The 18,746-nt window shown below is 65.4% G+C and carries 21 protein-coding genes; 5 read left to right on the top strand and 16 right to left on the bottom strand.

Translation table 11 applies throughout. From position 1 onward, the window contains the following. Positions 1-30: 30 nt before the first annotated feature. The 16 genes from BXA07_RS01760 to gpmA form a co-directional block, all read right to left on the bottom strand. Entirely contained in the window at positions 31-594 is a 564-nt protein-coding gene (locus BXA07_RS01760) for a type II secretion system protein N (RefSeq protein ID WP_076565060.1), read from the bottom strand. A 19-nt stretch (positions 595-613) separates the two neighbouring features. Continuing rightward, positions 614-1,834 (bottom strand): type II secretion system inner membrane protein GspF, encoded by a 1,221-nt coding sequence (gspF, locus tag BXA07_RS01755; RefSeq protein ID WP_076565058.1) that lies wholly within the window; start codon positions 1,832-1,834, stop codon positions 614-616. Positions 1,835-1,844: 10 nt separating this feature from the next. Then, positions 1,845-3,266 carry a type II secretion system ATPase GspE gene (gspE, locus tag BXA07_RS01750; protein WP_076565056.1) on the bottom strand — a complete coding sequence of 474 codons (1,422 nt, stop codon included), beginning with the start codon at positions 3,264-3,266 and terminating at the stop codon, positions 1,845-1,847. A gap of 10 nt (positions 3,267-3,276) precedes the next feature. Next, positions 3,277-5,508 (bottom strand): type II secretion system secretin GspD, encoded by a 2,232-nt coding sequence (gene gspD / locus BXA07_RS01745; protein ID WP_076565055.1) that lies wholly within the window; start codon positions 5,506-5,508, stop codon positions 3,277-3,279. After that, positions 5,505-6,281 carry a type II secretion system protein N gene (locus BXA07_RS01740; protein ID WP_076565053.1) on the bottom strand — a complete coding sequence of 259 codons (777 nt, stop codon included), beginning with the start codon at positions 6,279-6,281 and terminating at the stop codon, positions 5,505-5,507. The genes gspD and BXA07_RS01740 overlap by 4 nt, the downstream gene beginning before the upstream one ends. Continuing rightward, a complete protein-coding gene (locus BXA07_RS01735) occupies positions 6,278-6,811 on the bottom strand; it encodes a type II secretion system protein GspM (RefSeq protein WP_076565052.1) in 534 nt (177 codons plus the stop codon). The genes BXA07_RS01740 and BXA07_RS01735 overlap by 4 nt, the downstream gene beginning before the upstream one ends. Then, the gene (gene gspL / locus BXA07_RS01730) at positions 6,808-8,037 is read right to left on the bottom strand and encodes a type II secretion system protein GspL (protein WP_076565050.1); all 1,230 of its coding nucleotides are present in this window, start codon (positions 8,035-8,037) and stop codon (positions 6,808-6,810) included. The genes BXA07_RS01735 and gspL overlap by 4 nt, the downstream gene beginning before the upstream one ends. Before the next feature lie 19 nt (positions 8,038-8,056). Continuing rightward, positions 8,057-9,025 (bottom strand): type II secretion system minor pseudopilin GspK, encoded by a 969-nt coding sequence (gene gspK / locus BXA07_RS01725; protein WP_076565048.1) that lies wholly within the window; start codon positions 9,023-9,025, stop codon positions 8,057-8,059. After that, entirely contained in the window at positions 9,022-9,642 is a 621-nt protein-coding gene (locus tag BXA07_RS01720; RefSeq protein WP_076565046.1) for a PulJ/GspJ family protein, read from the bottom strand. The genes gspK and BXA07_RS01720 overlap by 4 nt, the downstream gene beginning before the upstream one ends. Next, positions 9,642-10,025: a type II secretion system minor pseudopilin GspI gene (gspI, locus tag BXA07_RS01715; RefSeq protein ID WP_076565045.1), complete on the bottom strand. Its 384-nt coding sequence runs from the start codon at positions 10,023-10,025 to the stop codon at positions 9,642-9,644. The genes BXA07_RS01720 and gspI overlap by 1 nt, the downstream gene beginning before the upstream one ends. Next, entirely contained in the window at positions 10,022-10,507 is a 486-nt protein-coding gene (gspH, locus tag BXA07_RS01710) for a type II secretion system minor pseudopilin GspH (RefSeq protein WP_083707990.1), read from the bottom strand. Before gspH ends, gspI begins: the two co-directional genes overlap by 4 nt. A 27-nt stretch (positions 10,508-10,534) precedes the next feature. Beyond that, entirely contained in the window at positions 10,535-10,987 is a 453-nt protein-coding gene (gene gspG / locus BXA07_RS01705; protein ID WP_076565043.1) for a type II secretion system major pseudopilin GspG, read from the bottom strand. 93 nt (positions 10,988-11,080) lie between these two features. Further along, the gene (gene moeB, locus BXA07_RS01700; RefSeq protein WP_076565042.1) at positions 11,081-11,842 is read right to left on the bottom strand and encodes a HesA/MoeB/ThiF family protein; all 762 of its coding nucleotides are present in this window, start codon (positions 11,840-11,842) and stop codon (positions 11,081-11,083) included. A gap of 8 nt (positions 11,843-11,850) precedes the next feature. Further along, positions 11,851-13,344 (bottom strand): S41 family peptidase, encoded by a 1,494-nt coding sequence (locus tag BXA07_RS01695; RefSeq protein WP_076565039.1) that lies wholly within the window; start codon positions 13,342-13,344, stop codon positions 11,851-11,853. A gap of 34 nt (positions 13,345-13,378) precedes the next feature. After that, positions 13,379-14,842, bottom strand: a complete 1,464-nt coding sequence (locus BXA07_RS01690; protein WP_076565646.1) for a murein hydrolase activator EnvC family protein — start codon at positions 14,840-14,842, stop codon at positions 13,379-13,381. Positions 14,843-14,918: 76 nt separating this feature from the next. Next, on the bottom strand, positions 14,919-15,665 hold the full coding sequence (gene gpmA, locus BXA07_RS01685; protein ID WP_076565037.1) for a 2,3-diphosphoglycerate-dependent phosphoglycerate mutase: 747 nt from the start codon (positions 15,663-15,665) through the stop codon (positions 14,919-14,921). A gap of 107 nt (positions 15,666-15,772) precedes the next feature. Between gpmA and BXA07_RS01680 the strand changes: the two genes are divergently transcribed. The 5 genes from BXA07_RS01680 (at position 15,773) to BXA07_RS01660 (ending at position 18,744) form a co-directional block, all read left to right on the top strand. Next, a complete protein-coding gene (locus BXA07_RS01680; protein WP_046681994.1) occupies positions 15,773-16,189 on the top strand; it encodes a rhodanese-like domain-containing protein in 417 nt (138 codons plus the stop codon). Positions 16,190-16,216: 27 nt separating this feature from the next. Continuing rightward, positions 16,217-16,483, top strand: coding sequence for a glutaredoxin 3 (grxC, locus tag BXA07_RS01675; protein WP_070220900.1), 267 nt, complete (start codon positions 16,217-16,219; stop codon positions 16,481-16,483). Positions 16,484-16,642: 159 nt separating this feature from the next. After that, positions 16,643-17,119 carry a protein-export chaperone SecB gene (gene secB / locus BXA07_RS01670; protein ID WP_076565035.1) on the top strand — a complete coding sequence of 159 codons (477 nt, stop codon included), beginning with the start codon at positions 16,643-16,645 and terminating at the stop codon, positions 17,117-17,119. A gap of 86 nt (positions 17,120-17,205) precedes the next feature. Next, positions 17,206-17,667, top strand: coding sequence for an SH3 domain-containing protein (locus BXA07_RS01665; RefSeq protein WP_076565033.1), 462 nt, complete (start codon positions 17,206-17,208; stop codon positions 17,665-17,667). 36 nt (positions 17,668-17,703) lie between these two features. Next, positions 17,704-18,744, top strand: coding sequence for an NAD(P)H-dependent glycerol-3-phosphate dehydrogenase (locus BXA07_RS01660; RefSeq protein WP_076565031.1), 1,041 nt, complete (start codon positions 17,704-17,706; stop codon positions 18,742-18,744). Positions 18,745-18,746 lie beyond the last annotated feature (2 nt).

Raw genomic sequence — 18,746 nt, 5'->3', positions numbered from 1 at the left:
ACGCCATCGGCAAAATACGATAAAAACGGTCTATTGCGAAGGCGGTACGCTGCCGCTCACCTGCGGCGGCGCCGGCATCGTGGTGGCCGGGCGCGGCTGCTCCATCGGCAGCGGCGGCGGCACCAGGTTCGTCGCTGGCGCGGGTGGGGGAACTGGCGCCGGGGCGGCGGACACGGGCCCCGGCAAGGCCAGCGCCTTGTCATCGGCCACCAGATCGATGCGCTTGCTCACGCCGCCGTCGCGCAGCAGCACATGGCGCGCGTGCACTTCCAGCACCGTCACGCCTGGCACCACCTCGGCGCCTGCGGGCAAGGCCACGGACGGCTTGCCATCGGTCGAGATGATGGCCACGCTGCCGCGGCCATTGCTGGCGGCCACCACGCCCTTGAGCTGGTAGTTGCTGGCCGTGGCCACGCTGACCTGGCCGCCGAACAGCGCGGCGCCCGCCTCCACGCTGGCATCCTGCACCACCGGATTGGCGGGCGGATTGATCGGGCGTTGCGGCGCCTTGAACAGCTGCATGGCCCAGTAGGCCAGCGACACGGACAGCGCCACGACGGCGAGCAGACTTACAAATTGGGGCAAACGCTTCATGGTTTCCTTGATATTTCTCTTAACGCACCAGCTGATTAATCTCGATAATCGGCATCAATACGGCCAGCACGATCAGCAGCACCACCACGCCCATGGCAAGGATCAGGGCCGGCTCCAGCAGACCGGCAATCGTCAGGGTGCGGCGTTCCAGGTCCTGCTCCTGCGCGCTGGCGGCGCGTTCGAGCATGGCCGGCAGCTCGCCCGTGATTTCGCCCGCGCGTATCATGTGGATCAGCATGGGCGGAAAATGCTTTTGCGCCGACAGCGCGCGCGCCAGGCTCACGCCCTCGCGCACGGCGCCGCTGGCGTCCGCCACCAGTTCCTGCATCGCCACGTTGGTGAGCGTGTCGCGGCTGGTGTCGAGCGCGCGCAGGATAGGCACGCCGGAGCCCGTGGTAATGGCCAGGGTGCTGGCAAAGCGCGCCGTGTTCAGGCTGCGCTCGAATTTTCCATACAAGGGCGCCGTCAGCAGCCAGGTATGCCAGCGCCGCTTCAGCGCCGGCTGCTGCAGCGCGCGGCGCCAGGCGAACCAGGCGCCAATCAGGACGATGCCCACCACGATGCCGTAATGGCGCACGAAATCCGACAGCGCCAGCATGATCACCGTCAGCATGGGCAGCTTCTGCTTGGTATTGGCAAAAACAGAGACGATCTGCGGCACCACGTAGGTGAGCAGGAAGATGACGATGGAAAACGCCACCACCGTGACGATGGCCGGATAGGTAAAGGCCAGCTTGACCTTCTGCACCAGCGCATTGCGCCGCTCGATGTAGTCGGCCAGGCGCGCCAGCACGCGCGACAAATGGCCGATCTGCTCGCCCGACGCCACCAGCGCCCGGTAGATTTCCGCAAAATCGCGCGGGTGGCGCGCCAGCACGTCGGAAAACGCGGCGCCGCCGATCACTTCCGAGCGGATCGAGGCGATCAGGTCGCGCAGGTAGGGCCGCTCGGCCTGTTCCAGCAGTGCGGAAAAGGCCTGCTCCAGCGGCAGGCCCGCTTCCAGCAAACTGGCCAGCTGGCGCGTAAACAGGGCCAGCTCGGTGTTTGAGAGGCGCTCGCCGAAGCCGCGCCGTTTGGTCACGCCGGCGGCGTCGACCTGCGCGGCGATCGGCTCGACGGCCAACGGCACCAGGCCTTGCACGCGCAGCTCGGCGCGCGCGGAACGGGGACTGTCGGCATTGAGCACGCCCTTGCGGGTGGCGCCCTGGGCGTCGACGGCTTCATAACGGAATGCGGGCATGGTGGCGGGCCTAGTCTTTGGTCACGCGCAGCAACTCGGCCTGCGTGGTGGTGCCGTCGCGCAGCCAGCGTTCGCCGTCGTCGCGCATGCTCGTCATGCCGTCCTGCAGGGCGACGGCGCGCACTTCCGCCTCCGACGCGCGGTTGTGGATCTGCGCGCGGATCTGTTCCGTCGTGCGCAGCAGTTCATATACGCCCACGCGGCCCTGGTAGCCCGTCTGGCCGCAATGCTCGCAGCCGACCGCCTGCCAGTACTGGCCGTCGAAGGTCTTGCAGGAGCCGCACAATTTGCGCACCAGGCGCTGCGCCAGCACGCCCAGGAGCGACGACGACAGCAGGAACGGTTCGATGCCCATGTCGAGCAAGCGCGTGACGGCCGCCGAAGCGTCGTTCGTGTGCAGGGTCGCCAGCACCAGGTGGCCCGTCAGCGAGGCCTGCACGGCGATCTGCGCCGTTTCCAGGTCGCGGATCTCGCCGATCATGATCACATCGGGATCTTGCCGCAAAATCGCCCGCAACGCCTTGGCAAATGTCATGTCGATGCGCGGATTGACTTGCGTCTGGCCCACGCCGGCCAGGTCGTACTCGATCGGGTCTTCCACCGTCAGGATGTTCGTCGTCGTGGCGTTGAGCATCGACAGCGCCGCATACAGCGTCGTCGTCTTGCCCGAGCCGGTGGGACCGGTGACGAGCACGATGCCGTGCGGCTGCGTGATCAGGCCGTCGAACTGCTTCAGCATGGGCGCGCTCATGCCCAGGTGCTGCAGGTCGAGGCGGCCCGCTTCCTTGTCCAGCAAGCGCAATACGGCCCGTTCGCCATGCCCGGTGGGCAGGGTCGAGACGCGCACGTCGACGGGCTTGCCGCCCACGCGCAGGGTGATGCGGCCGTCCTGCGGCAGGCGTTTTTCCGCGATATCGAGCTGCGCCATGATCTTGATGCGCGAAATCAGCGAACCGTGGATGGCCTTGCGGGGGCGCACCACGTCGCGCAGGCTGCCGTCGATGCGGAAGCGCACGACGGAGGTCTGCTCGAACGGCTCGATATGGATGTCGGAGGCGCCTTCGCGCAGCGCCTGCGTCAGCAAGGCGTTGATCATGCGGATGACGGGCGCGTCGTCGGATGATTCGAGCAAGTCCTCGATGGCCGGCACGTCCTGCAGCAGCTTGGTCAAATCCAGGTCGGCGTCGAATTCATCGGCCATCTGCGAGGCGTCGCCGCCCCCGCCCGCGTAGGCGCCGGCAATGGCCGCATCAAGCTCGGGACGCGGCAGCACCGTCAATTGAATCTGGCCGAAACGGCGCGACACTTCGGCAATGGCCGCCGGCGCCGTCGATGCGGCCACCAGCACCTCGACGGGGGCGCCGTCCTGCGCGCCGGGCCGGGCCAGCAGGCCAAAATCGCGCGCGTAGGCGTAGGGAAGCAGATTGCTCATGACTGTCCCATCACTTCTGCGGCTGCTGCTGATATTGCTGCAGCAGCGGCTGCGGCGGCGTGGCCGCGTTGGCCGGCGCGCCTGGCGGCGGCACCGGAGCCGGCGGCACGGGACGCGTCACCATGCTGCCGCCCACCGGCTGGCCATCCTGCAGGGCCGGCAGCACGGGCGTACCGAGGTCCTTCAGCATCAAGTTGCCCGTGGCCGGCACGGCGGCCGTCTCGGCCGAGCGCATGTAGTCGTAGCGGTCGGCCGCCAGGCTGCCGCTCTGCTCCTTGTTGCGCACGATGACGGGGCGCAGGAAAATCATCAGATTCGTTTTCTTGCGCTCGCGCGTCTGGTACTTGAACAGGTTGCCCAGCAAGGGGATATCGCCCAGGCCGCGCACTTTTTCCGCATTGTCGCCCGTGCTGTCCTCGATCAGGCCGCCGAGCACGATGATCTGGCCATCGTCGGCCAGCACATTGTTTTCGATCACGCGGTTGTTGATGGTGATGCCGCTGACGGCCGTCGACGTGGATTTGTCCACGCTCGACGTCTCGTGATAGATGCCCAGCTTGATGGTGCCGCCCTCGGAAATCTGCGGACGCACCTTCAGGGTCAGGCCCACTTCCTTGCGGTCGATGGTCTGGAACGGGTTCGTGTTGGTGCCGGCCGTGCTCGTGTACTGGCCCGTCAGGATAGGCACGTTCTGGCCCACCTTGATGGTCGCCAGTTCGTTGTCCAGGGTGATCAGGTTCGGCGTCGACAGGATGTTGGCGTTGCCGTCCGATTCCAGCGCATGCGCCACGGCGCCCAGGCCCAGCGCGCCGTTGATCTGCTTGAAGATGCCCAGGGTCAGGCCGCCCGTGGGCAGGGTCTTGCCACCACCGGTGGCGATGGCGGCGATATTGTTGTTGGTGCCGCCGGCGAACGACTGCAGCGCGCCCACGCGGTAGTTGCTGGTGCTGTCGCCGGAAAGCCCCAGCCACTGCACGCCGAACTCGGACGCCTTGGCCGACGTCACTTCGACGATCAGCGCCTCGATGTAGACCTGGGCGCGGCGCACGTCGAGCTGGTCGATCACGGCGCGCAGGTTGCGGTAAACCGCCTCGTTGCAGGTCAAAATCAGGGTATTCGTCGAGGCGTCAGCCTGGATGAAGCCGGCCGCCCCGCCCGAGGACAGCTGCTGCGGACCGTTGCTCAGCGCAGCGCCGCCCGTGGTGCCGCTCTGCGTATTGCCACCCAGCCCGGTGCTGTTCATGCCGCTGTTGGTCTGGCTGATCTGGTTGTTCATGTTCTGGTTGCCGATGCCCTGCTGCGCCGTGGCAGCCGTGCCGTCCGACGTCACCACCGAGCGCAGGGTCTGCGCCAGCTTGGTGGCGTCCGCATTCTTGAGGTACACCACGTGCACATTGCCCAGCTGCGTGGTGGGCTGGTCCAGCTTCGAGATCAGCGACTTGGCCAGGTTGGCGCGCGCCGCCGATGGCGCGCGCAGCACCAGCGAATTGGTGCGCGGGTCGGCCAGCACGGATACCTTGCCCGCATCGCCCGCCGCGCCGGCGCCGGCGCTGCCGCCCTCCATCAGTTTATTCACCATCGAGGCCAGGTCGGAAGCGATGGCGTAGCGCACGGGGATCACGTCCAGGTCCGTCGAGGCGGGCACGTCGAGCGCGGCGATGATCTTCGCCAGGCGCTTGAGGTTATCCGCGTAATCGGTGATCACCAGCGAGTTGTTGCCCGGATTGGCGTTGATCGTGTTGTTTGGCGAAATCAGCGGCCGCAGCACGGCCAGCAGGTTGGCCGACGATTCGTAATTCAGGTAAAACACCTGGGTGGCGATCTGGTCGCCCTTCACCTGGCTGGCGCCATTGCCCACCTGGGTCGGCACGGATTGCAGCTTGGCGTCCGCTTCCGGCACCACCTTCGCGTAGCCGTCGCCGGAGACCACGGCGTAGCCCTGCAGGCGCAAGGCGGAAGCGAGCAGCGCGAAGGCCTGCGTCTTGCTGATCGATTTTTCCGACACCAGCGTGATCGTGCCCTTGACGCGCGGGTCGATGACGAAATTGATGTTGGTGTAATGCCCCACCGCCTTGATCACCGATTCGATGTCGGCGCCGACGAAATTGAGCGCCGCCTCATCGCCGGGCGCGGCCCAGACGGGCGCCGGCATGCCGGCCACGGAACAGCACAGCAAGGCGGCGGCCGACAGGCGGCGCAGCGAGAAGGAGAAGGTATTTGGGCTCACGGATGATTTTTTCATTGTCTAAACTCTAAGGCGATGATGTTCTTTTCGCTATTGCTACGGCGCTGTCCCAGCAAATTCAACAAACTCGCCAAGGTCTCTTCATATCCTGCTGCGGCCTGGGCCTGGCCGGAAAACTGCATGCGGCCCTGATTCAGGCTGCCGCTGCCGTCGAGCAGCAGCGGTCCTTTGATCGAGCGCAAGGTCAATGTCGCCTGCTGCCCCTGCCAATCGAAATCGAGTTCATAACTGCCCAGCGGACGCAAGGATGACAGGCGCGAGGCCATGTCCGTCATCTGCAAGGTGGTGCGGCCGATGGCGGAAAACTGCCGCTGCTCCAGGGCCAGCTGCAAGGTGCTCCACGACAGGCGCATGCTGCCCGTCGGCGCCACGGTATTCAACGGCGCACCGAGGCCGCCCAGGCCATCGGCCGGCAGCAGCAGGGCCGCCGGGCTGACCTGCCAGTGCGACCACGAGCCGCGCAGGTTGACCGGCTGCGACAGCGCTTGCGGATTCTGCAATTCCACGTCCACCGCGCCCCACAGCACCGAGGGCGAAATGCGCCAGCCGAAGCGCCCCGGCAGCAGCGGCGTCACGGCGCCGTTCGCGCTGGCCGCCCCGCCGATAAAGGCCGAGCCGCGCCACAGGGTACCCTGCGCGTCGCCCAAGGTCAAACGTCCGCCCGTCTGCTTTTCCACGATGCCCGCCACCCAGCCGGCCGGGAAAAACACCAGCAGGGTGAGGCAGACGCTGGCGACGATGGCCAGCAGCCATCCGAACAGGCGCATCATCGCGTCGCGCCCGGGCTCTGGTGCAGGCTCAGGGTGGCGTCCACCTGGCCCGCCTGGTTCTGCGCCGTGATCTTCGCTTCCTGCACGGCGATGCGGCCTTCGCGGCGCAAGCCGTCAAGCCACAGCATGACACTGGCGAACGGCACGCCGTTCAGCTGCACGCGCGCATACTCTCCCGTCAGCGACAGCGATTGGGGCGTCAGGCCGCGCGCCTTGAGCGATGCGTCGAGGCTTTCCCGGCTCATGGGGGCCACCTGCACGGGCGCCTGGCGCGCCAGCTCGCCCGCCTCGCGCGCCAGCGCCTGCAGCTGGGCCGCGTTCTGGCGCAGCTCGGGCAAGCTCTTTTGCAGTTCGATGCGGCCCGTCCACGCCGGCTCGAAAAACACCGCATAGACGAGGGCCAGGCCCGCCACCACGCCGCCGAGGGTCAAGAGCTTGCGCTCCTGCGGCGTGCGCGCGGCCCAGAATGCCTGTACGGCCTGCTGCTGCCCCACCAGCGCGGCACGCGCCTTGTTCACTGCTGCACTCATGCTTTTGCTCCCGTGGCCGGCGTGATCTTCCACACGCCCGGCTCCGTTTCATTCAAGGACAGCTTGCGCGCGGCCAGGCCATCGCGCACCTGCGCCTGGGCGCTGGCGGTGATCATGTCCGGCTTCAGCCGCACGATCAGGCTGCGCTCGCGGTATTCCAGCGACGCCACCACGCCGCGCCCGGCCAGGCCTCCCAGCGCCTCGCCCAGCGCCGCGCTCATGCTGGTGAAGTCATCCATGCTGGCCTGCCCCCCCTGCAGGCGGGCGGCAGCGATATTGCGCCGCATCTGCTCCGCTTCCAGGCCGAACACGGGCGCCTCGTTCGGATACGCGGCCTTGAAGGTCTGCTGCATCGAGGTGCGCACGGTGGCCGCCTCGCGCTTCAGACGCATCCATTCGATATTCATGCCGGCCAGGTTGACCACCACCGTCAGCAGGGCCAGGCGGATGGGCCAGCGCCAGCGGCGCCAGTCGGTGGACGATCCCGTGGCCGTGCCCAGCGCGGCGGCCAGGTCCAGCCCCGCGCCCCTGGCACCGGCGATCCAGTGCGCCCAGTGGTCGGGCGCCACCGTCACGCCCTCCATGCCGGCGGCCAACTCTTGATATTGCGCAAGCTCGGCCTGCGCCACGTACACCGTCAGGGGCACGTCGCCGGCAAACGCGCGCGTCGTCAGCAGCGCCTGCTGCGGCTGGGCCGGCAGCACCAGGCCCAGCCCTTCCTGCGGCGCCTGGCGCAAGGCCAGCTCCAGGCCGTCGCCGGCCGCTTGCAGGGACGCCGTCACGCTGCCCGGTTGCAAGGGCAGGCACAGCTGGGACGGCAGCAGCGCCACCTTGCGCGCACCCTGCGCCAGCAAGGCTTGCACGAGTACCTCGGCCCAGGCGCGCTGCGCCACGGCCACCGTGCGCATGCCGGCAGCGTCGGGCGCGCCGGCGGCCAGCAGGCAATCCTGGGCGTCGCCGAGAATGTGCTCTTCCACCAGTCCCGGCAGGGCCGCGCGCAAACGGGCGCCGGCCAGCGGCGGGGTTTTCAGGCGCAGCAGGGTCACGTCGGCCGCCGCCAGCAGCAGCACCACCTGCTTGGCGCCGGCGATCAGCTGGCCCAGGCTGCCCAGCGGCGCACTGCCCTGCTGCAGCAAGACACCGCCGTCGCCAGCCAGCACGAAGGAGCAGGCCGGCGCGCCGTCGGTGGACGCCTTGGCCGGGTGGCGGATATACAAAGTTGTCAAAATGACTCGCTTTCAGGGGTTAATTTTCCCGCAACCAGACGAGGCTGGTGGTGCGCTGCGGATCCGTTTTACGATTGACGAGCGCCACGGCATCGAGGGCGGCGCGGTCCAGCCGCACGCGGATGACGGTGAGGAAGTAGCGGCTCTTCACGTCAAGCTCGATGCCCTCAATCAATGCGGCATTAATATTATTCTGGAAATTTAACTTATCGACAAACTTTTTACGCGGATTGCTCAGGGTCAGGGCGCTGGCTTCGGATAGCGACAGCATCGTCACGGCCGCCAGCACCTCGGCCGGTGCCGTATTGACGTTGACTGGCGTCAATTCCGGCAGGACGATGATGAAATCGCGCAACTTTTCGATGATTTGCGGCGTATAGCCGGGCACGGCCAGCAAATCCTCGATTTGCGTAAACGCCACCGGCTCGCTGCCGCCGCCTGTGGCCGCGGGGGCGGCGGGTGTCTTGCCATCGTTGCCGGCGCTGCGCGGTTTCGGCCGCGCGCGCAGCACGGCATCGGCCGTGGCCTGCGCCAGGGAACTATCGAGCTGCAAGTTCGACAGCAGGCGCTGGTAGGCCTGCACATAGGGCTGGCTGACGATGCCCGTGGCGGTGGCCAGATTGGTGATATTGAAACGCGCCTGCGCGTCGAGCGCGCGGCCCGAGACGGTGGCGTCGAATTTTTCCGTGTCGACCTTTTCGCGGTCGACGTAATCGTCGAGCCGCGCTTCCTCGATGGGCGTGGCCCATACGCCGTCGAGGGCCGTCAGCGAGGGATTGTCCTGGCGCAGCCAGAAGCGGGCGAAATCGACCATGCCGCGCATGGCCCACTGCGTCTGCAGGCGCAGGCGCTGGTTTTCCATCGAGCGCACCTGCACCTGCTGCTGCCAGAACAGGCTGGCGACGACGGTAATGGCCAGCGCCGTCAGCAGCAGGGCCGTGATGACGGCCACGCCGCGCTGGCGCGCAGGGCGAACAAACGGCTTCATCCCGGCCCCAATAAAAAGACTTTGGACAGGCCCGCGTCCTGGCCCGGCATCTGCAGGGTCACTTCCAGGCCCGGGACCTGCGTGGAGATGGTGGCGCCGGCCGTCAGCACGTTCCAGGCGCCGTTGCTCCAGCCGCGCATGACCATGCTGTCGACGCCGCGCATCAGGGCCACGTCGGCGCTGGACGTATCGGTATCGTCGCGCGCCGCCTGCCACAGGGTGTCGAGCACGGCCAGGTCGCGCGTGCCGTTCGACTCGCGCCGCGTCAGCACGCCGCCACGCAGACGGTAAGTGACCACTTGCAACTGCTGCGGCTCCTGTTCCGATGCGGCCAGGCGCACCAGGGTCAGGCGGTCGTTTTCCGCCGTCAGGTTGACGCGGCCATTGAGCAGATTGTTGTTCAAGCCGGCGCCGGCCAGGTGGTCGCAATCGCTCTGCATCTGGGCAAATGCCAGCTGCATGCCGCGCGCCTGCTCCAGCTGGCTCGACAGCACTTCGCGCGAACGCACGATGCTGTCCAGGCCGCGCCAGCCCAGCACGGCGACCATGGCCAGGATGCCGATCGCCACGAGCAGCTCGATCAGCGTGAAACCGGCGGAGAGCGTGCGGCGCGCCATCAGTCGTTAAAGGAAAGCAAGACCAGGCGCACGATGCGCCGGGCCGGGTATTGCACGTCGTACACGTTCACGCGCACCTGGCGGATGCGGGGATTCGGCGTGGCCACCACTTCCTCCTCGCAGATGAGTTTTAAATCGCCCTGCGGGCAGTCGACCGTGCGCTTGCCCGTCTGCGGGAAGGTTTTCGCCAGGCGCAAGCGCACCAGGTGGTTTTCCGCCGACCAGGTCGCCATCATGGCGCTGCGCAAGCCGTCGCTGTTCTGCGTCAGGCTGCCCACGGCGCGCAAGGAGGCGCCCAGGGCCGTGCCGACGATGACGAGGGCCACCAGGACTTCCAGCAAAGTGAAGCCGCGCTGGCGAGGTTGTCGGGTAAAGGCCATCATTGCTCGACCGTGAAATGGCCGATGCCGTCGGCGCGGATGGCCACGCTGCGCTCGCCGCTGGCCAGGGTCAGCACGAAAGGCTTGTCGACCGGCTCGCGGCCGAAGATGATGCGCAGCGGCTGGGCCACGCTGTTCGACGGCTGCACGCTGAGCAGCATCGGCGTATTGGTAAACGCCCGCTCGCGCAGCAAATCGTCCTGCGTCACGGGTTGCCACAGCTTTTCATTAAGCACCAGGAAACGGTATTGATTTTCGTCCGCCTCGAACGCCACCTGGCGGCTGCGCACGATGGCTTCGTCGCGCGCCAGCTGCAGCAGCAGGGCGATGCGCTCGGCTTCCTTTTGCAAGGCTTGCTGGCCATTCGGCATGGCGTTGAGCGACACCAGCCCCAGGGTGACGCCGATGATGACCATCACCACCAGCAGCTCGATCAGCGTGAAGCCGCGGCTGCGGGAGGGACGCCCGTGTGTCATGGCGCGCATGAGCATGGCATGGAAAAGCGGAAGGGCTTACTGGTCCCAGGAGCCGATATCGGCATCATCGCCGCTACCGCCGGGCTGGCCATCGGCGCCCAGCGAAATGATGTCGACTTCGCCTTTGATGCCCGGCGACAGGTACTGGTAAGGATTGCCCCAAGGATCTTTCGGCATCTTTTCCAGGTAGCCGCCCGCTTTCCAGCCATTCGCGGCCGGGCCCGTCGTCGGTTTTTCCACCAGGGCGCGCAAGCCCTGCTCGGTGGTCGGATAGCGCTGGTTGTCCAGGCGGTACAGTTTCAGCGCTTGCATCACGGTGGCGATATCGACTTTCGCCGCCGCCACTTTCGACTCGCCCGTGCGGGCGATCAGCTTGGGCACCACCAGCGACGCGAGGATACCCATGATCACCACCACGACCATGATTTCGATCAAAGTGAAGCCGCGCGCGCGGCGCTGGCGTATCGGACGGTTTGCTGCGTTTTGCATAAGAAAGTGAGAAGAAGGTGAGTAATGAAGGCAGAGTATAAAGCGGAAATATGACAAAGCCTGTCATATAGGGAAAAATTTGTGCGGCAGCTGTCAGGCCGGCAAGACCACTTCGCCGCAGACGGCGCAGCCGGGGTCGCGCGCCACGCGCATGCTGCTCCATTCCATGTGCAGTCCGTCGAGCAGCAACAGGCGCCCGGCCAAGGATTCGCCCGCGCCCATGATGAGTTTCAGGGCCTCGGCCGCCTGCATGGCGCCGACCACGCCGACCAGCGGCGCGAACACGCCCATGGTCGAGCACGCCTCGTCCGTGAATTGCTGGTCCTGCGGAAACAGGCAGCAATAGCAGGGCTGCGTGCCCGTGCGCGGGTCGAACACGCTCACCTGCCCGTCGAAACGGATCACGGCGCCCGACACCAGCGGCACCTTGTGCGCCACGCAAGCGCGGTTGACGGCATGGCGCGTGGCGAAGTTGTCGGTACAGTCAAGCACCACCGTGCTGGAGCAGACCAGTTCGGCCAGGCGCGCGCCGTCCAGGCGTTCCTGCAAGGCAATGATGGCTATCTCGGGATTGATGCCGGTCAAGGTTTCGCGCGCCGACAGCACTTTCGGCTGGCCCACGCGCTGCGTGGTGTGGGCGATCTGGCGCTGCAGATTGGTCAGGTCGACCGTGTCGTCATCGACCAGGGTCAGCCTGCCGACGCCGCTGGCGGCCAGGTACATGGCGGCCGGCGAACCGAGTCCGCCGGCGCCGATCACCAGCACGTGTGCGTCGAGCAAGGCTTGCTGGCCTTCGATGCCGATCTGATCAAGCAGGATGTGGCGCGAGTAGCGCAGCAATTGATGGTCGTTCATGGCGGCGACTACGGTTTTTGCACCGGAATCTTCTTGTCATCGGCCTTGATGTCGGAAGCAATTTCCGGCTTGGCGCCGATCTTCTCCACCTTCGGGTCCACCTTGGCCAGCTGCACCGGCAAGCCCTGGAAATGGTTCAAGGCTTGCTGCAGCTGGAAATCGTCCTTGGCGCCGTATTCGAGCGGCTTGCGTTTTTTCGCCGTGGCGATCAGGCGCTGCTCCGCTTCCAGCTGCTCGTGCATGCCTTCCATCGTCGGCTTGGCCGCTTCCGGCTTGCCGTCGTCGCTGCTCAGGTGTTTTTCCAGGTCCGCCTCGCGCACGCGCAGGCTGTTCCAGCCGTCGCCCTCGGCCGTTTCATCGACCAGCAGGTCGGGCACGATGCCGCGCGCCTGGATGGCCCGGCCTTTCGGCGTGTAATAGCGGGCCGTCGTCAGCTTGACGGCCGTGTCGGCCGTGATCTGGCGCAAGGTTTGCACGGAACCCTTGCCGAAGGTTTGCGTGCCGATGACGGTGGCGCGCTGGTAATCCTGCAGGGCGCCGGCGACGATTTCCGAGGCCGAGGCGGAACCGGCATTGACCAGCACCACGAGCGGCACGGTTTTCAGGGCAGCCGGCAGCTTGGCCAGCGGATCGGCCTTGGCGCCCGGCGGCGCATAGAATTCGCGGCGGCCATAGAACACCTGCTTCGACTCGGGCAGCTGGCCCTTGGTCGAGACGATGATGGAATTGCCTGGGAGAAATGCCGTCGCCACGCCGATAGCGCCCGGCACGACGCCGCCGGGGTCATTGCGCAAGTCCAGCACCAGGCCCTTGAGCTTGGGGTCTTGCGCATACAGCGCGTTGATCTTTTTGACCATGTCGTCGACGGTCGGTTCCTGGAACTGGGCGATGCGCAGCCAGGCATAGCCGGGCGCGACCATCTTGGCCTTGACGCTCTGCACGCGGATTTCCTCGCGCACGATGGGGAAGACCAGCGGTTTGCTCTCGCCCTTGCGCGACATGGTCAGCACCAGCTTGCTGCCGGGCTGGCCGCGCATCTTCTTGATGACTTCTTCCAGCTGCATGCCCTTGAGCGGCAGATTGTCGAGGCGGGTGATGAAATCGCCCGCCAGGATGCCGGCCTTCGCGGCGGGGCTGTCCTCGATGGGCGAGACGACTTTCACGTAGCCGTCTTCCATGCTCACTTCGATGCCGATGCCGACAAACTTGCCCTGCACGCTTTCGCGCATTTCCTTGAAGGCATTCTTGTCGAGATACACGGAATGCGGGTCCAGCGAGGACACCATGCCGGATATGGCTTCCGTCAACAGTTTCTTGTCCTCCACCTTCTCGACGTAATCGGACTTGATCAGGCCAAACACGTCCGACAACTGGCGCAGCTCGTCGAGCGGCAGCGGGGCATTCGTGATTTTCTGCGCCACGGCCGGGAACTGCAGCGACATGCCGATGCCGGCCAGGACGCCCAGACCGATCAGGCCGATACTTTTGACTTTGATGCCCATGATTTCTTCACAATCTACAAATACGCTGGGGAACTTAAAACTTCACCCAGGTGGCTGGATCGAAGGCGCGGCCCTGATGACGCAATTCAAAGTATAGCCCTGATTCCTCGTTGCCGCCGCTGTTGCCCGCGCTGGCAATGGTGTCGCCGCCCTTGACGGCATCGCCGACCCGTTTCAGCAAGGACTGGTTATTGCCATAAATACTCATGTACTGGCCGCCGTGGTCGACGATGATCAGGTTGCCGAAGCCGCGCAGCCAGTCGGAAAACACGACGCGGCCGCCGGCGATGGCGTGGATGTCGCTGCCTTCGCCCGTGCGGATGAACACGCCCTTCCAGCTGGGGCCGTCACCGCGCTTGCTGCCGAAACGGGCGGCGATCTTGCCCGCCACGGGCGCGCGCAGCTGCCCTTTCAGGCTGGCAAAGGCGCCGGCCGGCGCGGCCGGACCCAGGCTCGGGCGTTCCGGCTCCGGTGCCGGCTTCGGTTCGGGCTTGGGCGCCACCTTGGCCACTTGCGGCGGCTCGTCGTCGTCGATCGGTTCGAGTTTGACGGGCGGCGCTGGCGGCGTCTGCGGCTTGATCTTGCCCGATTTGTTCTGTTGCTCCTTGGCAATGCGCTCGCGTTCGGCCTGGGCCTGGGCGGCCTTGGCGCGCGCGGCCAGCAGACGTTCGCGCTTCTCTGCGGCGATCTTGGCGTCGGCGGCCGCTTTCGCGGCGGCGCGCTGCTCGGCCAGCAATTGCTGGCGTTTCTTTTCGGCCGCGGCGGCGGCGGCCTGCTCCTCGATCAGCTTGGCCAGCTTGTCGACCAGGTTGCCCATGCGCTGTTCATCGCGCTCGACATTGCCCGCTTCCTTGCGCTGCGCCACCAGGCGCTGCGACAAGCTCGTCAGCAAGGCGGCACGGCGCGCCTTTTCCTGCACCAGCAGGGCTTTCTGGTCGCGCTCTTCCTGCGCGATCTCTTCCAGCTCATCCTTGGCGTTCTGCACGTCCGCCTGGTTTTTCTCCACGGCCAGCAAGTTGGCGCGCAAGGCTTCCAGCAGGCGCGCCTGCGCCTGCGATACATAGGCCATCAATTGCAGGTCGCGGTTGATGCGGTTCGGGTTATCGCCCGACAAGAGCAGCTTGATGCGGTCCTCGTTGCCGGCGACATATTGTTCACGTAGCAACTTCGACAGCTGCGTCTTTTGTTTGTCGACCGTAGCCGTCAGCTGCTGGTGTTCCTGCCCCAGCGCCGTCAGCTTCACGCCCGTCTCGCTCTGCTCCTGCGCCAGGTCGCGCAAGGCGCGGTTGGCGTTGGAAATGGCCTCTTCCGACTCGGCCAGGGTATCGGCCGCGTCATCCTTGGCGCTTTCCGTGCGGCTGATGTCGCGCTTGAGCGCCGTCAGCTTTTGTTGCAATCCGGCACGTTGTGCTTCCGCGGCCGCCTTCTGCTTGCTGCGTTCGGTGGGTTTGGCGCCATGCGCGGCGCCGCTGGACACCAGCAGCGCCGCGCACAGCAGGGCAGCGGCGCGCCACGCCGGCAGGGGTGTTTCAGCAGAGGGGGCGATGGCTGTGCCGCGGAAGAAAGACAACAAGTTACTTGGCCTTCCCTTGGTTCGCCACGGCCGCTTGCGCTGCCGCAATCGCTGCCGGGTCGCCCAGGTAGTAGTGACGGATCGGTTTCAGGTCGGCGTCCAGTTCATACACGAGCGGCTGGCCGTTCGGGATGTTCAGGCCGACGATATCGCTGTCGCTGATGCCGTCAAGCATCTTGATCAGGGCGCGCAGGCTGTTGCCGTGGGCCGAGATGATGATCTTCTTGCCGGCGCGGATGGCCGGGGCGATTTCCTCGTCCCAGGCCGGCATCACGCGTGCCACGGTGTCTTTCAGGCATTCGGTCAGCGGAATCGATGCCTTCGGCAGGCCGGCATAGCGCGGATCGTTGTACGAAGCGCGGTCGTCGTTCGCTTCCAGCGGCGGCGGCGGCGTGTCGTAGCTGCGGCGCCACACCAATACTTGCTCGTCGCCATACTTGGCGGCCGTCTCGCCCTTGTCCAGGCCTTGCAGGGCGCCGTAGTGGCGCTCGTTCAGGCGCCAGTCGTTCTTGATCGGCAGATACATCATGTCCATCTCGTCGAGCGCCAGCCACAGGGTGCGGATGGCGCGCTTCAGGACGGAAGTGTAGGCCACGTCGAACGTAAAACCTTCCTGCTTGAGGATCTGGCCGGCGGCCCTGGCTTCGTTGACGCCCTTTTCCGTCAGATCGACGTCGGTCCAGCCGGTGAAGCGGTTATCGAGGTTCCAGGTGGACTCGCCGTGACGCATGAAAACGATTTTGTACATAGTTCTATCTTCTCAAGGGGGTTCAAATCAAAAAAGCAAAACGTAAAAAGACCTCGTCCAGCTTCTATTTTATAATGCGCGGATTGACTTAAACCATTGGACCCTACGTGAAATTCATTATCGACCACATTTTTCTGTTTGCCATCGTCATTATTTCCGGCGGCGCCCTCCTCTGGCCACTGCTGTCGATGCGCGGCAAGCGCGCGACCGTGCTGGAAGTCACGCAACTGATCAACCGTGGCAAGACCATCATCGTCGACGTGCGCAGCGCGGAAGAATTCGCCACGGGCCACTTGCCTGACGCCAAAAATATTCCGCTGCCGGAACTGGCAAAGCGCCTGGGCGAGCTGGAAAAATTCAAAACGCGCCCCATTGTAGTGGTTTGCCAGAAAGGTTCGCGTTCGGCAACGGCCGTCGGCCTGCTGGGCAAAGCCGGTTTCGCTGAGGCAACGAGCCTGGAAGGCGGCCTCGACGAATGGAAAAAGCAGGGTTTGCCATTGAAAACCCTGTCGCTGGCGAAGTAAGCCGGCATTTAACTAGAAGGAATCATCATGACTGTCCCCGTAATTGTGTATAGCACCGCCGTGTGCCCGTATTGCGTGCGCGCCGAGCGCCTGCTGGAAGCCAAGGGCGTGGCCGTGCAAAAGATCCGCGTCGACCTGGACCCGGAAGAGCGCATCAAGATGATGGAACGCACGGGCCGCCGCACGGTGCCGCAAATTTATGTGGGCGACACCCACGTGGGCGGATTCGACGATTTGTATGCGCTCGATCAAGCCGGCAAGCTGGACCCCTTGTTAAATGGCACGGCAGCCTGATATAAAGCGGGTTCGAGAAATTGCTTGGTTTTTTGTCGTATTGTTTTGATACAATTGCCTCGCACCTGATCTGGCCGCGCCTATCCGGCGCGGTTTGAATACCGCAAGCACCATATTTGAACGGTGTGCCGTTCTTGTCCTTTACAACGAAAGCGTTCCATGTCTGACGAAAATCTGCAACCAGTCTTCCAAATCCAACGCGTCTACCTGAAAGACATGTCGCTGGAACAACCAAATTCCCCAGCTATTTTCCTGGAACAAGAAGCGCCAGCCATCGAAGTAGCTCTGGACGTGGGCGCTGCGCCTCTGGCCGACGGCATCTTCGAAGCCACCGTGACCATCACCGTCACCGCCAAAGTGGGCGAAAAGGTCGCTTTCCTGGTCGAAGGCAAGCAAGCCGGTATCTTCGAAGCACGCAACATTCCTGCTGATCAACTCGATCCGCTGCTGGGAATCGGCTGCCCGAACATCATCTACCCTTACCTGCGCGCCAACATCGCCGACGTGATCACCCGTGCCGGCTTCCCGCCAGTGCACCTGGCCGAGATCAACTTCGAAGTGTTCTACCAACAACGTCTGCAAGCCATCGCCGACGCTGCCGCCGCTGCTCCAGCAGGCGACGCGACGACGCACTAAGCTGCAGGCAAGACCCCGCCGGCCCCCTGGGGCTGGCCTGACACGGCGGCCTGGCCGCCGTGTTTCGTTAAGGTTCAAAAAATATCATGTTGAAAAGTGCGCTCTTGAGCAAGTTCCGCTGGATGGCCGGCGCCGTGCTGCTGCTGGCCACCGCCGCCAGCCACGCCGTCGATTTCAAGACGGTGGGAGCAAACCCCGCCATTCTGTATGACGCGCCGTCCAGCAAGGGCGGCAAGCTGTACGTGGCGCCGCGCGGCATGCCGCTGGAAGTCGTGCTCAGCTACGGCGAATGGGTCAAGGTGCGCGATGCCAGCGGCGAAATGGCCTGGACGGAAGCGAAGGGCCTGTCCGCCAAGCGCAACGTCGTCGCGCGCGCCGCCAACCTCAAGGTACGCGCCAGCCCCGACGACAATGCCTCGCCCATCATCCTCGTCGACAAGGGCGTGCTGCTGGAACTGAGCGAGCAGCCGAACTCCGGCTGGGTCAAGGTACGCCACAAGGATGGCCAGGCCGGCTACGTCAAGACCAGCGAAGTGTGGGGCCTGTAGGCGCCGTACCCGTTTCTTCCGCTCCACTGAGGTTGCATGCAAGTTTCTCCAGATACATCTCCCGCCGCCAAGGCCCTGTCCCGCAAGATCACCATCCTCGGCGCCGGCGCCTGGGGCACGGCCGTGGCCATGGCCCTGGCCGGCCGCCACGACGTGCTGCTGTGGGGCCGCAACGCGGACGCCATGGCCGCCATGGCCGCCAGCGGCGAGAACAGCTATCTGCCCGGTTTTGCCTTGCCAGCGCAACTGCGCATCAGCGCCGACTTCGACGCGGCCGTGGCGCATGCCAGCGGCGAACAGGGCCTCCTGATCGCCGCCTGCCCCGTGGCGGGCTTGCGCCCCATGCTGCATCAGCTGAAAGACAAGGCCATCGCCAACCTGGTGTGGTTATGTAAAGGATTTGAAGGCGGCACGGGCTTGCTGCCGCACCAGATCGTGCAGGAAGTGCTGGGCGCCAATATCCCCGGCGGCGCCCTGTCCGGCCCCTCGTTCGCGCAGGAAGTGGCGCGCGGCCTGCCGTGCGCGCTGACCATCGCCTCGCACAGTGCGGAACTGCGCGCCGCCGTCGTCTCGGCCTTGCATGGCGGCAACATCCGCGTGTATGCGAGCGACGACCTGGTGGGCGTGGAAGTGGGCGGCGCCGTCAAGAACGTGCTGGCCATTGCCACCGGCGTGGCCGACGGCCTGGGCCTGGGCTTGAATGCGCGCGCCGCGCTGATCACGCGGGGCCTGGCGGAAATCACGCGCCTGGGCACGGCCCTGGGTGGCCAGACGGAAACATTCATGGGCTTGACGGGCATGGGCGACCTGATTCTGACGTGCACGGGCGACCTGTCGCGCAACCGCCGCGTCGGCCTGGGCCTGGCGCAAGGCAAGGCACTGGACGCCATCGTGGCCGAACTCGGTCACGTGGCCGAGGGCGTGCCGTGCGCCAGGGCCGTGCGCGAACTGGCGCGCCGCATGGGCGTCGACATGCCGATCACCAACGCGGTGGCCGGCGTGCTGTTCGATGGCGACTTGCCGCAAGTAATGGTGCAGCAGCTGCTGGCGCGCGATCCGCGCGACGAAGCGGCCTGACG

It is taken from the genome of Janthinobacterium sp. TND4EL3 (genome assembly GCF_900156175.1).
In the GTDB taxonomy this organism is placed as follows: domain Bacteria; phylum Pseudomonadota; class Gammaproteobacteria; order Burkholderiales; family Burkholderiaceae_D; genus Janthinobacterium.
This window is presented reverse-complemented; position numbering and strand designations above follow the sequence as displayed.

What these genes read in the sequence shown, in the direction of transcription:
- BXA07_RS01760 (WP_076565060.1), bottom strand. Translation starts at nt 594, where the DNA reads ATGAAGCGTTTGCCCCAATTTGTAAGTCTGCTCGCCGTCGTGGCGCTG.
- gspF (WP_076565058.1), bottom strand. Translation starts at nt 1,834, where the DNA reads ATGCCCGCATTCCGTTATGAAGCCGTCGACGCCCAGGGCGCCACCCGC.
- gspE (WP_076565056.1), bottom strand. Translation starts at nt 3,266, where the DNA reads ATGAGCAATCTGCTTCCCTACGCCTACGCGCGCGATTTTGGCCTGCTG.
- gspD (WP_076565055.1), bottom strand. Translation starts at nt 5,508, where the DNA reads ATGAAAAAATCATCCGTGAGCCCAAATACCTTCTCCTTCTCGCTGCGC.
- BXA07_RS01740 (WP_076565053.1), bottom strand. Translation starts at nt 6,281, where the DNA reads ATGATGCGCCTGTTCGGATGGCTGCTGGCCATCGTCGCCAGCGTCTGC.
- BXA07_RS01735 (WP_076565052.1), bottom strand. Translation starts at nt 6,811, where the DNA reads ATGAGTGCAGCAGTGAACAAGGCGCGTGCCGCGCTGGTGGGGCAGCAG.
- gspK (WP_076565048.1), bottom strand. Translation starts at nt 9,025, where the DNA reads ATGAAGCCGTTTGTTCGCCCTGCGCGCCAGCGCGGCGTGGCCGTCATC.
- BXA07_RS01720 (WP_076565046.1), bottom strand. Translation starts at nt 9,642, where the DNA reads ATGGCGCGCCGCACGCTCTCCGCCGGTTTCACGCTGATCGAGCTGCTC.
- gspI (WP_076565045.1), bottom strand. Translation starts at nt 10,025, where the DNA reads ATGATGGCCTTTACCCGACAACCTCGCCAGCGCGGCTTCACTTTGCTG.
- gspH (WP_083707990.1), bottom strand. Translation starts at nt 10,507, where the DNA reads ATGCGCGCCATGACACACGGGCGTCCCTCCCGCAGCCGCGGCTTCACG.
- gspG (WP_076565043.1), bottom strand. Translation starts at nt 10,987, where the DNA reads ATGCAAAACGCAGCAAACCGTCCGATACGCCAGCGCCGCGCGCGCGGC.
- moeB (WP_076565042.1), bottom strand. Translation starts at nt 11,842, where the DNA reads ATGAACGACCATCAATTGCTGCGCTACTCGCGCCACATCCTGCTTGAT.
- BXA07_RS01695 (WP_076565039.1), bottom strand. Translation starts at nt 13,344, where the DNA reads ATGGGCATCAAAGTCAAAAGTATCGGCCTGATCGGTCTGGGCGTCCTG.
- gpmA (WP_076565037.1), bottom strand. Translation starts at nt 15,665, where the DNA reads ATGTACAAAATCGTTTTCATGCGTCACGGCGAGTCCACCTGGAACCTC.
- grxC (WP_070220900.1), top strand. Translation starts at nt 16,217, where the DNA reads ATGACTGTCCCCGTAATTGTGTATAGCACCGCCGTGTGCCCGTATTGC.
- secB (WP_076565035.1), top strand. Translation starts at nt 16,643, where the DNA reads ATGTCTGACGAAAATCTGCAACCAGTCTTCCAAATCCAACGCGTCTAC.
- BXA07_RS01665 (WP_076565033.1), top strand. Translation starts at nt 17,206, where the DNA reads ATGTTGAAAAGTGCGCTCTTGAGCAAGTTCCGCTGGATGGCCGGCGCC.
- BXA07_RS01660 (WP_076565031.1), top strand. Translation starts at nt 17,704, where the DNA reads ATGCAAGTTTCTCCAGATACATCTCCCGCCGCCAAGGCCCTGTCCCGC.